Here is a 13,175-nt window from a genome sequence, read left to right on the forward strand (position 1 = left end):
TTTTAAATAGGAATTGGAGGTGAGAAAATGAATTTAGATATAAGTATAAGCCTGTTGCTATTTATATCCTTAGGGGTACGCGCATTTTTATTTGAAATAAAATTTCAGTACACACGTGAAAGATTACGCAGTATTCATGAATTGTTTGAAATTTTTTTAGACTGTTCTTTTTGTAATGGCTTTTGGACTGGATTTTTTGGTTATGTAATTGTAAATGGTATTGATATTATTCTAATACCATTTGCTATTTTAGTTGGTTCTTCCTCATACTATTTAACGTTATTTGTTAAAAGTCTTACACAAAAAAATTAAGAAGCACAGTTTATGTCGTTTATTTCCTAAATTATCCATTCCACATCTTTATCTACTTAACCCTACTAAACTTTAGTAGGGTTTATTTAATATTCCTATTATTTCTATCTCTATACAAATTTCCAAACTAAGAAATTGCTCAAAATAGCAAAGTACATTTTGTACCTTACCTTGTTTACGCAACTAAAACAATAAATAAGACGACTATTAAAGTATCGATTACCTTTAGAAATGGAGTGAACAATATGATTTTCTTTTCAAGTAAGCACCGAATTAAAGATCTTTCTTTTCTAAATAAACTTTGGATGACACCCGTAGCTTATGGACTAAAATATCTTGCCGGAACTGTAATATACATTGCAGATAAATTTGATGAAAAGGTAAGATTTGAAATCCTAAAAAGACATATCTAAAATGGAGGAAATGAGAAAATAAAAAGAGGATTTATTCACTTTAAGAAAGGTTATAACGAATTGATAAAGGCCACTTTAAATTCCTGCCATCATGCAATGAATTAAAAAACATTTATAAATCCTTTCTTGAAAACTTTAGTTAGGGAGATATTATTCCTATAAACTATACAGGATAGTATTAGGTATCGCGGTGATTTCAAGTATAATTACGGACTTAAAAAGTTTAAAATTGCGTTAGTAAGAAAGAATCACTCTAAGGATATTTTTACTAACGCAATCTTACTTATTTTCGAAAAAATATTTTAACAATCTATAAATAGATTTTCTACCTAAAACATCGTATTATCATTAGCTGCTTCACTTGGAATCTCTTGAATTACATCCCAGTGTTCGACAATCTTTCCATCCTTTATACGGAAAATATCCACTATAGCAACTCCCTTATCTTGAGAGTGAGTACGAGAATGTACATGAAGAGCAACTGTATCTCCTTCAGCTACTACACGTTTAATTTCTGCAAAAGAATTAGGGTTCTTAACAAAATCCTCCTTAAAGAAATCCATGAAAGCTTTTCGTCCATCAGCTACAAAAGGATTATGTTGCTTGTAATCCTCACTTACATATTTTTAGTAAAAAAACTCATAGTTGAATTTAATGTATCTAATTCCTTTTATTATCAGAATAAGCCTTTACAACAACTATTTATTATTTATTATTTTGTATTTCATTAATTCTATGGTTTCTTTAATACACTTACCATTATCCATTGTTATATCTAATTTCTATTTAAAACCCTTCTTTGTAAGTTTACACCTATATATCGTGTTAAATTGTGTGTGGCAAGATAAAACAAGCTGTTAAATTTAATTATTGTTAGGTAGCTTCTACGGTATGATATTATCACACAATTAGTTATACATATAAAAAAGGTTTCCTGCCTTGTAACAGGAAACCTTTTATGTATTATTAACCTATAAACCTAAAATTTTAACAATCTGAGGTGCCTTAGCATTATCTATATAATAATGCATCTCTAACCCTCTTCTTTCTGAACGGAGTACGGTTCTCCTCAATTTTGATAAATGTTGTGAAACAGTGGATTGGGGGAGTCTTAATATTTCCGTTAACTGTGTAACATTACACATTTTATGATGCATTAATTCATTTACAATTTGTAATCGAACAGGATGTGCCATTACTTTTAATACATCTACATCGTCTTCATGGATTTCAGCTAGATTTCTTTCAGATATTAATGTTATCATTTCGCATTCTCCTTTATTATTAATTTCTCTTTTCCTTTTATCCTTATAATTAATACTTATAGCTGATTACCATTTGTCCTGTTGAGAAAATATATTCTCTTTTTAAAACAAAAAGGACACCAATTCATAAAAACGTTTTTTACTGCTTTAATGAATTGATGCCCTCTAATTTTTTGACCAGAATATATCTTGTTTTAAAGGATATCCTCAATTCCTTTTTCTCACATCTAGTAAAAAATATGTATTTTCTTTAAAATCCATATTAAGAATATTCTTCAAATCCTAAAAACATAAGTTTATTACAAAGTTTCTATCGAAAAACAATATGCAACTGGCTGGGGCTATTATGAAACTTGGTTTAATTGGAACTCTATGTTACCAGCTGGTACAACTTAAGAATTAGTCACTTTCTCAGACAATGGAGAAGATATTTGGGCTGCAGGCACATTCCGCTATAAAGTTGAAGTTACAAATGCTGACGGTTCTGTTGATACAATTTACATAGCGCCAATAACATTAGTAAATTAAATAATAGGTTCGCTTCACATCTTATAATATATACTTTAACAATATCATTAAATCTTCACATAGATATACTGGATCATGAAAAGAAGGATTACACCTTCCTTTTTTATATTTTAAAATAAAAACGTATCCCCACCTATATTTATCTATACCAATTTAAGAAATAAATAATTCAAAAAGAAAAACACTACAACAAAGAATGTCTATTTGTTTCTTTTCGTTAATTTCCCTACATGTTGTATATAAAAAAATAAAGTAATACCTGTCATAGTAATTAAAAAGATTTGATAGTAATCAATCAACTGTAATACCCCCTCCATACAAAAATAAACTCAACGAAATATTCACTATAAAACCAACGTATGTAAAAAAACAGCTACAAGTCCATTCATAGTTTTAAAAATTTGTCCTCCTCTTCTTCTAAGAATATTCAAAATCTCAAATAGATTATCTTATATCGCCACCTTATGTATGCAGAATTACATATCAAGCCATATCGAAAATCATTCTCATCGTAACTATGATGGTTTCAAGAAGTGGTATTTTTACTTCCTTTTCAAATCTCAAAATATATTAAAGGAGGCACTAACATTATGAAAAAAGCTATTTTAGCAGGGGCACTAGGAATTGTAATACTATCAGGTATGAATTTACCAGGAGTAGAGGCATCAAAAGCAAGTGCAGCAACTACAAATTTAGAAATTCAAGAAGTTACAATATACTACTCTATGAGTTCCTATGAAGTTTCCCAAAAAGAATCATTTAATCTTAATAAAGGGGAAGAACTTACTGTCTTTGTACAAAATTCCGGGTTTCCAATTTCTTATACAGTCTTTGATGCAGATAATCAAGTAATTGGCACATACAATGCTAATTCACAATATGGTCGCGTATTCAAAGCACAAAAAGACGGTAATATTTCTGTTCAATTTCAAGCAGGAGTAAATTCTTCTTACATGAAGAAAATGAATTTCACAGCTCAATTCGCAGTTTCTAAACTTAACCAACAATAAAAAATTTAACAATCCTCTTAAAAAAAAAATTTAAAAGGTATATCCCTTCAATAGGATATACCTTTAACTTTAGTGAAGTTTATATTGACCAGATAACCGCTCTTGCGCCATACGAACTAAACGTTTCGTAATCTCTCCATCTACTGAACCATTTGCTCGTGAAGTTGAGTCTGGTCCAAGTGTAACGCCAAACTCCTGAGCAATTTCATACTTCATTTGCTCAATTGCACTTGCTGCCGCCGCTACCAAAATCTCGTTTGAATTATTATTTTCTCGAATTTGCATTTCTAACACACCTCCATTTAATTGGTAATATCATGCTCTATTTCCAATTAAATACGAAAAATTTATATTCATTTAAGTAAGCGTGTAATTTACATTAATACATTCCAATTAAAAAAGGTTTTTCAAATGAATCAATATAATCCTTATTGAATTTTAAACTCTCCAATTAATTCTTGTAACTCTTGTGATAGCCCACTTAATGATGTTGCTAGTTCTGCAATATCTTGTACATATACTTCTTGTTCTTTCATACTAGTCTCTACATTACTACTGCTATCCACATATGTATTAACAATATGTGATAATTCATTTACAATCTGAATTATAGTTTGACTATTTTTAAAAATATCACTTGAATTACTCGAAGTCGCTTTAATTTGATTTGTAACAGCTTGTGCAGATTTTAAAATTTTTTCGAAGAAAGCACCACTACTTTGAACAGGAGTTATTCCTGATTCGACTTCTTTTGAGCTCTTTTGCATTGAAACTACAGCCTCTTCTGCTTCAGCTTGTGTTTCACTTAACTCTTTGATGTTCGGATATTAACAATATATTGTTAATAATCACCATTTTATAGGTACACCTACATATAGGCCAAGTATGCAATTACAGAACGTTTGTTATAGAAAAACGTAAACATGTCAAACAAAAAAGACTTAATTACTATATCTCATCCCTTCTTTTAAATATAAATCTACTACCTCGTTCTTAAATTCTACATTGTTAGTGACTCTAATTTTCCCCATAGAAAAATCCGCTCTTAACTCTCAATCAATTTCTTAAATTTCTTTTCTAATTGATCTGGTGGTAATACACCTCGTACATGATCTACTATAATTCCATCCTTATTAACAAAAAATGTCGTCGGTAAAGAGAATACTTTATAATCTAGTCCAGCTACTCCGTCCATATCTAGTAGAACCGGAAACTCAAATCCATAGCGATTAGCAAATGCGCTTGCTTCTTGTACTGGGTCACTAACAGTTGCATTCACCGCAAAAATTTCAACATCCTTTTTATATTTATCATACATATGAACTAAGTCAGGTGCCTCCATTTCACACGGCCCACACCATGATGCCCAAAAATTAATAATATATGGTTTTCCCTTGGCATCATTTAACGACTGCAACTTTCCGTCTAATCCTTTTAATGTGATGCCAGGTGCTTTAAAACCTACTTGTGGTAATACTTCTTTCTCTTGTAACTCTGCTTGCTTTGCTTTTCTTTCCTTTTCTTCTTTCTTTGAATTATAAAAGTTAACCCCCGCCCAAGCGAGAGCACCTACTAGTATAATAGCAATTAGTTTCTTCACTTTTCTTCCTCCTCATTTTTAAAAACCTGTAAATCCACCGAATAGACGAATAAAGAATGCTGTAATTTTCGTCATTTGATTTGTATACAATAAAATACCTGTAATATATGATAAATAAGATATATATAGCGATAAAAAGTATAATGATATAAATGACAACACTCTATCCACACTACATAGAGTAGTGTTTATCCTAAAAAAAAGAGGCTATATGCACTCTCCGACAATAAGTACAATCGACACACAGAATAACCCTACTGTTACATATACCGAGTTCGTATGTAACGGAATAGTAAGCTTAGCAACCTTTTCATTTAACACTTGCTCGATTCGTAAATTTATTGCTGTTTTTGCAAATGAAGCTGTAACACATCGATTCTCCATTGTCTTTATTTTAATTAATTTTAATAACGCGCTACCTAACTCAAATGAAGATTCCATTTTTTGCATCGCATATTTATCTGCTGCTAACTCTTGATACGTATGATATCGTTGTAACAATTCTTTTAATATCGGGATGTACATCATTCCTTCTGCTAATAACGTAAAACAAAATAATTTTAGCGGATCCCAATTATTTTGATGATATTCTTCATGGAAAATAATCGCATCAATCTCTTCATCTGAAAACGTCTGAAGCAAACCTTCCGACATGACAACTTTCGGACGGAATAATCCAATTGTAAACGCTGCAACTTCCGCAGTCGGCAGTATATATATTTGTTTTCCTTTTCTAATAAATGGGATAAGTACTTTTTGTACTTTTTTACTATAGAAAAATTGCCGCCAAATTCTTTTACACACAATCAATACAGTAATTAATAATAACCCCGCTACTATAATACGAACCATTGATAGTTCTTTCATATGTTTTTCTAACTGAAACAAGCAAAACTTTGAAAGGAAGAATGCCTTGTTTTGAAAGAGAAATGGATATGTAACATAATACAATAACAAGCTGAAAAAGAGGGTACTAACAATGAGCGCTAACAATACGATTTTACGCATTTGCCATTTCATTTCATCGATCCTCTTTTTTTAACTGATTCAATTTGTCTTCTAATTTTTTTATTAAATTCGGATCAGCCTGCTCTAGCTCATCTATCATATGAGTTACAACTAAATCTCCAAATTCCCCCACTAATTCCTGTGTCATTTTCTTCGTTTGATTGGATAAGAATTCTTCTTTTGTTTGTACAGCACGATATATGCCACTTCTTTTTACAGTCTGTTTTTCTAAGTGTAATTTCTCTACTAACCTGTTCATAACTGTCATAACAGTGTTAAAATTCACAGGTGATTCTTCACTTAATTTCTGCTGCACTTCTTTAATAGTAATACCTTCAGTAGACCAAATAATCTCCATAATTTTCGCTTCAAGCGGTCCAAAGAAATGATTTAATCCTTGCTCATTTAACCTATAGTTTTGCGTAAACATCGTATGACTCCTTTCACACTACGAATTGTAGTACAAATTAAATGAGAGGTCAAACGCGAGTAATATAAACTAAAATTCAGTACCTATAAATACGTACATCATTCTATTCATTATAAGCCTAACTTATCTCCAAATGTATCAAAGAGATACTGCTCTAATATTTGTACACTAAACTTCTCATTACGCCCAAGGGCAAATAATTCCCGATCTTTCGCTACGATAGTATCTAACGGAATAACTACATTATCCACTATTTTTACAATTTCGATTATATTACTTTTCACATTCACTTCTGTTTTAAATTCAACGTTTTCTAACACTATATGTGAACGTCTTCCTGATGCAAAAAAAGTAAAATTAGGATTTTTAACAACGCCAATTTCAGTCTCTAACGCATATAAATAGTGAAAAATTACATCTCTATGTCCATCTTTTATTATTTTTTCATCCTTCTCATCGTCTAAGTATTCTTTCAGCTTCGTTGTAAATTCAAATCGAAAATCCACTTTTTTCACGCTCCTTCTTTGTATTTCATATTAAATAAATATATTGAAATAATTTTACCATATTGTAATACAACTTCCTATTAAAAGTAAAAACTGTTTTAGAAAATCGCTATTATTTCCGATACCCTTTTAAAATATAAGTATAAATTCAATATGAATGAATGCTTCATTACATCTATTTAAACATATTTTTTCCATTTTTTGAAACATTAGTATGAAATATTATATATCAATGAATGGTTTCTAATTCATTGGTATATATAGTCAGTAGTTTCTTTACTATCCCGATATACTTAAACTACATTTTCTACTTATTCATTACATATAGAGAAGGAATGTAACTCTCTTCTATCGAATTTTTATATAACAAAAATAATTAGGTGGTGCTTTACTATGAAATTAGCTGTCATTGGTGGCGGTGATTTACAAGATTCAAATCACTTGCCTATTAATGAACGCCTTATAGAATTAACAAATAAACAGTATCCAAAAGTATTGTTTATTCCAACGGCTAGTCATGATGATGAAAGCTATATAAAATTATTTTTAGACACGTTTGAAAAACAATTACATTGTGAAGTACAAATTTTACGCATTACAACAGATTCACCTTCTAAGTATGAAATAGACGAGATGATTCATTCAGTCGATTTAATTTATCTGGGTGGCGGAAACTATATTCACATGCTTACGCAATGGAAAGAACATAGACTTGATGAAAAATTATTATTGGCTCTGCAACAAGGAACACTTATTGCTGGTTATAGCGCTGGTGCTATGTGTTGGTTCACGTCTAGTATCCGATCAGATTATGAAGGTTCTGGTTATATAGAGAGTAATGGATGGGGGATTGTTAATAAAAGATTTTGTCCACATTATAATCAATTAAACAGAATGAACGCCTTCCATTCCTTTTTACAAAATCATCAAGGGAATATAGAAGGAATTGCACTGGAGGATAATTGCGCTTTATATATTACAGAGGAATCCTTTGAGATTATCGGTGAATCAGAAAAAGCGTGGGAGTTTTATATGAGTGATAAAACTCTCATTAGACAACATTTTGATATAACTTTAAAAAGCTATTTGTAAACCTGCACTTAAGAAAAAATGTCCCTAAGTCTAATAACTTAGGGACATTTTTTCTATTTAACTAACTAATCGTGTAATTCGTTTCTTTTGCCATGAAAGCTTATAATATGCATACTGCAATAGTAAGCTGACAATAAATGCTGCTGGATACCCAATCCAGATACCTTCTATTCCAAGACTTGTATGGTAAGAAAGATAATATGCTACGGGTACTTCTACAAGCCAAATTGAAACAACTCCAATAACAGTTGGCCAAAGTACTGTACCGCTCGCTCGCATTGTCGCACTAATAATTTGTGCATGACCGAAAATTAAATAACTCCATAACGTAATCATAACTAAGCTATGAGCAATTTCAATTGTAGTTTGACTCGTTAAAAATAGTGATAAAATGTCTCTTGAGAATAAATAAATAAGAGATATTAACACACCACCGATGACGTAGTTCATAATAATTCCGGCCTTCACAACTTTCTGCAATCGATCAAATTGATTCGCCCCAATTGATTGTGCTGCAAAAATAGAAACTGTAATACCAAGGCTAACTGCTGGCATTTGTACATAACTTGCAACTTGATTCACAACGCCGTAAGCAGCTGTTGCATCCGAACCGTAACGATTTACAAATGCGATTACGGCAATCTCAGATAATGAAACTAATATCATATTTATACTTGCCGGTATACCGAGCCTTAGCAATAGCTTTAATAACTCCCCATCCATTCGAAGGTATTTTCTAACCGTTCCATCTAGTTGTAATGGGTGATTTTTCTTCTTTAAATACACAAGCATGACAATAAACGTAATAACTGTAGATATAACAGAGGCATAGGCTGCTCCATACACATCTAATTTCGGAGCTCCTAACCATCCAAAAATAAGAACCGGTAATAAAATCATATTTAGTGCTGTACTTACAATTAAAAAGTAAAATGGCGTTTTAGAATCTCCTGTACCTCTCATAAATGTTGTATATGCGAAATATAAAAATAATACTGGCATCGATATAAATAAAATCCGTGCATAATGTACACTTATTTCAATAATATTTTCTGGTGTTCCCATTAGACGCATAATATCCATCGCAAAAATACTTCCTATTATCGCCAACACAACTCCAATAATAAAGATAAATGTCAGCGTCGTACCAACGATAGCTTTTAAACGATCTTCGTTTTTAGCACCAAACGCCTGACCAATTAAAATAGAGCTTCCTGAACCGATACCAATTACAAATGAAACGAGCAAGAAAAATAATGGGAAGAATGCTGATATAGCCGCTAAATCATTAACTCCAAGCCATCTTCCTACTACTACCATACCAAATAATTGTCCAACTGATTGTAGTACATTACTTAATAATAACGGTACTAAAAACATCGACATCGATTTCCAAATCGGTTTACTCTCACTTTCCAACTTATGTGACTCCGCACCTTCTTTATTGTTATCTGCAGGTGGTTTCAAATTTCATTTCTCCTTTTATTAAACATCTATTTTCAATCTCTATCTCTTTGTATAGTTGTTATAATACTGTGCTTCTATTCATTTTCTTTTCGTATGATTATAACTTCACCCAATATTGACTTCCATCGGCTGTTCGATCTAAAAATCCATATTCGATTAAATATCTTCTTAATGTTACAAAATCAGGGTATACATTTTCTATCACTGTATTTACTTCTTTTTCAGTATACTTTTTATTACTATCAAACTTCTTCACTAAATGGCGCAATATAATTAATTTACGCTTTTGTTTCTTCGGAAATTTAGAGAGAGGTCCATCTAACCCTTCTGTAAAATGAGCTTTTAATACTTCATCATTTTCTTCTTCCGTAATATTGTATCGATCATCTACCATCGTTGCTGTTCTATGAATTGGCACAAATTTCGTTTGTACTTTTGATTTTTCTTCTGATAATTCCATTAGCGCTAAAAATACTTTTGCTTGTTTCATTTTCTCTCGCAGTGTAAATCGATGATTACGAATTGTTGATGTACTTCCGCCATCCATCTCTTTTACAATTTCTTTATCATTCAGTCCCATATAGAAAAACTGAACCATTTTCTTTTGTAAATCCGTTAATCCAGTAAATTTCTTATCCATATTTAGCAAATAATCAAACATAGACGTATGCTCATTTTGAATATGCAATTGGACGAACTTCTCTGCTTCATACAAAACTTGATTATCTTGATAAATAACACCTTTAATAAATGTTTCACCACAAGCTAAGCAAATGTACCCCTCTTTTTCTTCATCAAACACATACCCTTTCTTTAATTCCTCTATTGACGCATCCCAAAACTTCTCTGAAATATCGCTCATACTAAACACTCCTTCAAAATGTTTATTTAAAAACCAAACAAATCGCTATATCGTTTATTATCACTTCATCATCTTATCACAACACAAACAAACATTTCAACGTTTCGTTTGCCCATTTTATAAACTTTTATAAAAACATCTATCGAAAGGATTTAATACAACGAAAAGCGAATATGTTTATACAAATTCATTTTATAGGATGTAAAATAGAACATGAATATTCTTCAAGACCCTTGGTTTACCGTTAAGTAAATTGCACAGAACGCATATGCGATTAGTGAATATGGAACTGGTATTCACTCATTACAAAACTTCAGTATTCAATTTTAACTACAAAAAAGATGTTTTCGTATAAGAAAACATCCTTTACTTTTTATATATTCTATTTACAGTCTCTACTAAAACCTTACTTGCTTGTACAAATGTATGCTTTCGATTTCTATCTTCAACAAATTTATTAGCACAACTACTCATAATCATCATACAACTAATTATGACTAACGCTATCTTTCTATTCTTGTAAGTCACTTTATGCCACTCCACTATTACAAAACTTCTTTTGAATTTATCCCATCAAGAAATTTTACATGAATAATAAAACGTGTGAATATGCAATTCTGCATATTCACACGTTTTATCACAATGTTATGATTTAATTTAGTTAAAGAACAAGTATACCGAGGTGACTAACTTGAAATTTAAAGCGAAAAAAAATCCATTCCACGTCATTTTCATTACATTATTTATAATTATTTTTTTCGTTTCGTTATTCTTCCAAAATGAAAATTCTATTTTTTTCACTCTCATGATGCTGCTAAATATCGTGAATCTTTCTTCATTCTATTTCTCTCACTACAACGTAACGGAATCATCTCTTGTTGTAAAACACGGTTTCATTTTTCATACTGAAATTCCATTTGAAGATATTCGTCACGTTAAATACTCTGGTAAAAAACTTCATTCAAAAAAATGGACTAGACAACAATTAGAAATCCATTACAATTTATTTGACTCAGTGACCACTTTCATACCACTAGAAGAAGAAAAATTCATTTCACTCTTAAAAGAGAACTGCCCACAGATGAAAGTAATGAATACGCCTGCTAACAAATAATATATTTTGAAGCTTGTAGTATTGCAAGTAGATGAAACATAAAAATGAACATCAAAAAAGCCAAGATTCTATACTAAGAACCCTGGCTTTTTCTATTACTCTTTTGGAGCAATCATTTTCTTTGGATCTACAATTTCATCAAATTGCTCTTCTGTTAGTAGCCCAGATTGTAATGCTGCTTCTTTTAAAGTTAATCCTTCTTTATGAGCATGCTTCGCAATTTTCGCTGCATTTTCATATCCGATATGTGGGTTTAGCGCTGTTACAAGCATTAGTGAGCGATTCACATTTTCATTAATTACTTCTTCATCTGCTTCAATACCAACTGCACAATTGTCATTAAACGAAACAATTGCATCCGCTAATAAGTGAGCTGATTGTAAGAAGTTATAAGCAATAACAGGTTTAAATACATTTAACTCAAAGTTACCTTGGCTCGCAGCAAATCCGATTGTTGCATCATTCCCCATTACTTGCGCTACAACCATCGTTAACGCTTCACTTTGCGTTGGATTTACTTTACCTGGCATAATAGAGCTTCCCGGTTCATTTGCTGGAATAATAATTTCTCCAAGACCACTACGTGGACCACTTGCAAGCCAACGTACATCGTTAGCGATCTTCATTAGATCCGCAGCTAATGCTTTTAATGCACCGTGAGTATATACAACTTCATCATGGCTCGTTAATGCATGGAACTTATTTGGTGCAGAAACAAATTGTTTACCTGTAAATTGACTAATTTCCTCTGATACCATCTCACCAAATTTAGGATGAGCATTAATACCTGTTCCAACCGCAGTTCCACCAATTGCTAACTCTTTCATATATGTATTGCTCTCTGCAATCATACGCTCTGTTTTTTCAAGCATACGGTGCCATCCGCTAATTTCTTGCCCTAAAGTTAACGGCGTTGCATCTTGTAAATGTGTACGACCAATTTTTATAATATGTTCAAATGCAGTTACTTTTTCTGCTAAAGTTTCTTTTAATTTCGTAATTGCTGGTAATACGTGATTTTCTACTGCGATTACACAAGCTACATGAAGCGCCGTTGGAAATGTATCATTTGAACTTTGTGACATGTTCACATCATCATTCGGATGAATATGTACGTCAGATCCCTTCTCTTTCAAAATTTGATTCCCACGATTTGCAATTACTTCATTCACATTCATGTTTGACTGTGTACCACTACCTGTTTGCCATACGACAAGCGGAAAATGTTCATTCCATTTCCCTGCAATCACTTCATCCGCAGCTTCTACAATTGCTTCTGCTTTTTCTTCTGATAGCTTTCCTAATTTTTGATTGCTAAGCGCTGCACTCTTCTTTAAAATTGCAAATGCTTTTACAATTTCAAGCGGCATTTGCTCTGTTCCAATTGGAAAGTTTTCTTTACTACGTTGTGTTTGTGCTGCCCATAATTTATCAGCTGGAACTTTTATTTCTCCTAATGTATCTCTTTCAATTCTGTACTCCATGTTTTCATCCCCTTGAAAATATAATACCTACATCTCTTATAATAACAGACTTTCTCTTAAATGATAAGAATTCTCACTCTTATA

Annotated in this window: 15 protein-coding genes and 2 pseudogenes; 4 read left to right on the top strand and 13 right to left on the bottom strand. The window is 31.7% G+C overall.

Features of this window, described 5'->3' with window-relative positions; genetic code table 11:
* Positions 1-27: 27 nt before the first annotated feature.
* Positions 28-312: a hypothetical protein gene (locus AB6801_RS03550; RefSeq protein ID WP_044584300.1), complete on the top strand. Its 285-nt coding sequence runs from the start codon at positions 28-30 to the stop codon at positions 310-312.
* A gap of 742 nt (positions 313-1,054) precedes the next feature.
* On the opposite strand, the pseudogene AB6801_RS03555 reads toward AB6801_RS03550, so the two are convergent.
* Positions 1,055-1,351, bottom strand: a pseudogene (locus AB6801_RS03555) (nuclear transport factor 2 family protein); the annotation flags it as partial.
* A gap of 345 nt (positions 1,352-1,696) precedes the next feature.
* Positions 1,697-1,990 (bottom strand): ArsR/SmtB family transcription factor, encoded by a 294-nt coding sequence (locus AB6801_RS03560; RefSeq protein ID WP_044584299.1) that lies wholly within the window; start codon positions 1,988-1,990, stop codon positions 1,697-1,699.
* 1,118 nt (positions 1,991-3,108) lie between these two features.
* On the opposite strand from AB6801_RS03560, the gene AB6801_RS03565 reads away from it, so the two are divergent.
* Positions 3,109-3,528: a hypothetical protein gene (locus AB6801_RS03565; RefSeq protein ID WP_097999154.1), complete on the top strand. Its 420-nt coding sequence runs from the start codon at positions 3,109-3,111 to the stop codon at positions 3,526-3,528.
* Positions 3,529-3,597: 69 nt separating this feature from the next.
* On the opposite strand, the gene AB6801_RS03570 is transcribed toward AB6801_RS03565, so the two are convergent.
* From AB6801_RS03570 to AB6801_RS03600, 7 genes and pseudogenes are all read right to left on the bottom strand, one after another.
* A complete protein-coding gene (locus AB6801_RS03570; RefSeq protein ID WP_001167051.1) occupies positions 3,598-3,813 on the bottom strand; it encodes an alpha/beta-type small acid-soluble spore protein in 216 nt (71 codons plus the stop codon).
* A gap of 143 nt (positions 3,814-3,956) precedes the next feature.
* Positions 3,957-4,343: pseudogene (locus AB6801_RS03575) on the bottom strand (chemotaxis protein); the annotation flags it as partial.
* A gap of 230 nt (positions 4,344-4,573) precedes the next feature.
* Positions 4,574-5,128: a TlpA family protein disulfide reductase gene (locus AB6801_RS03580; RefSeq protein ID WP_000733174.1), complete on the bottom strand. Its 555-nt coding sequence runs from the start codon at positions 5,126-5,128 to the stop codon at positions 4,574-4,576.
* Positions 5,129-5,146: 18 nt separating this feature from the next.
* Entirely contained in the window at positions 5,147-5,287 is a 141-nt protein-coding gene (locus tag AB6801_RS03585; protein WP_015382254.1) for a hypothetical protein, read from the bottom strand.
* A gap of 48 nt (positions 5,288-5,335) precedes the next feature.
* Positions 5,336-6,148: a M56 family metallopeptidase gene (locus AB6801_RS03590; protein WP_097994953.1), complete on the bottom strand. Its 813-nt coding sequence runs from the start codon at positions 6,146-6,148 to the stop codon at positions 5,336-5,338.
* Position 6,149: 1 nt separating this feature from the next.
* Positions 6,150-6,566, bottom strand: a complete 417-nt coding sequence (locus AB6801_RS03595; protein WP_044584297.1) for a BlaI/MecI/CopY family transcriptional regulator — start codon at positions 6,564-6,566, stop codon at positions 6,150-6,152.
* Between the two features lie 110 nt (positions 6,567-6,676).
* Positions 6,677-7,072: a DUF3942 family protein gene (locus tag AB6801_RS03600; RefSeq protein WP_016109724.1), complete on the bottom strand. Its 396-nt coding sequence runs from the start codon at positions 7,070-7,072 to the stop codon at positions 6,677-6,679.
* 393 nt (positions 7,073-7,465) lie between these two features.
* Here AB6801_RS03600 and AB6801_RS03605 point away from each other — a divergent pair, with 393 nt between their 5' ends.
* Positions 7,466-8,164, top strand: a complete 699-nt coding sequence (locus AB6801_RS03605) for a peptidase E (RefSeq protein ID WP_087948134.1) — start codon at positions 7,466-7,468, stop codon at positions 8,162-8,164.
* A 57-nt stretch (positions 8,165-8,221) separates the two neighbouring features.
* Here the strand turns inward: AB6801_RS03605 and AB6801_RS03610 are convergent, their stop codons facing one another.
* From AB6801_RS03610 to AB6801_RS03620, 3 genes are all read right to left on the bottom strand, one after another.
* Positions 8,222-9,631, bottom strand: coding sequence for an MATE family efflux transporter (locus AB6801_RS03610; RefSeq protein WP_097999152.1), 1,410 nt, complete (start codon positions 9,629-9,631; stop codon positions 8,222-8,224).
* A gap of 97 nt (positions 9,632-9,728) precedes the next feature.
* Entirely contained in the window at positions 9,729-10,493 is a 765-nt protein-coding gene (locus AB6801_RS03615; RefSeq protein ID WP_001280278.1) for a DUF2087 domain-containing protein, read from the bottom strand.
* A 366-nt stretch (positions 10,494-10,859) separates the two neighbouring features.
* Positions 10,860-11,021, bottom strand: a complete 162-nt coding sequence (locus tag AB6801_RS03620; protein ID WP_000221432.1) for a hypothetical protein — start codon at positions 11,019-11,021, stop codon at positions 10,860-10,862.
* A 163-nt stretch (positions 11,022-11,184) separates the two neighbouring features.
* Here AB6801_RS03620 and AB6801_RS03625 point away from each other — a divergent pair, with 163 nt between their 5' ends.
* A complete protein-coding gene (locus AB6801_RS03625) occupies positions 11,185-11,607 on the top strand; it encodes a PH domain-containing protein (RefSeq protein WP_000669070.1) in 423 nt (140 codons plus the stop codon).
* 95 nt (positions 11,608-11,702) lie between these two features.
* Here the strand turns inward: AB6801_RS03625 and fumC are convergent, their stop codons facing one another.
* On the bottom strand, positions 11,703-13,091 hold the full coding sequence (gene fumC, locus AB6801_RS03630; protein WP_000456608.1) for a class II fumarate hydratase: 1,389 nt from the start codon (positions 13,089-13,091) through the stop codon (positions 11,703-11,705).
* Between the last annotated feature and the right edge of the window lie 84 nt (positions 13,092-13,175).

The organism is Bacillus sp. RCC_6_1, assembly GCF_041360755.1.
GTDB lineage: Bacteria > Bacillota > Bacilli > Bacillales > Bacillaceae_G > Bacillus_A > Bacillus_A cereus.

Coding starts and splice junctions, on each gene's coding strand:
- AB6801_RS03550 (WP_044584300.1), top strand. CDS start 28: ATGAATTTAGATATAAGTATAAGCCTGTTGCTATTTATATCCTTAGGG.
- AB6801_RS03595 (WP_044584297.1), bottom strand. CDS start 6,566: ATGTTTACGCAAAACTATAGGTTAAATGAGCAAGGATTAAATCATTTC.
- fumC (WP_000456608.1), bottom strand. CDS start 13,091: ATGGAGTACAGAATTGAAAGAGATACATTAGGAGAAATAAAAGTTCCA.
- AB6801_RS03615 (WP_001280278.1), bottom strand. CDS start 10,493: ATGAGCGATATTTCAGAGAAGTTTTGGGATGCGTCAATAGAGGAATTA.
- AB6801_RS03570 (WP_001167051.1), bottom strand. CDS start 3,813: ATGCAAATTCGAGAAAATAATAATTCAAACGAGATTTTGGTAGCGGCG.
- AB6801_RS03605 (WP_087948134.1), top strand. CDS start 7,466: ATGAAATTAGCTGTCATTGGTGGCGGTGATTTACAAGATTCAAATCAC.
- AB6801_RS03560 (WP_044584299.1), bottom strand. CDS start 1,990: ATGATAACATTAATATCTGAAAGAAATCTAGCTGAAATCCATGAAGAC.
- AB6801_RS03590 (WP_097994953.1), bottom strand. CDS start 6,148: ATGAAATGGCAAATGCGTAAAATCGTATTGTTAGCGCTCATTGTTAGT.
- AB6801_RS03565 (WP_097999154.1), top strand. CDS start 3,109: ATGAAAAAAGCTATTTTAGCAGGGGCACTAGGAATTGTAATACTATCA.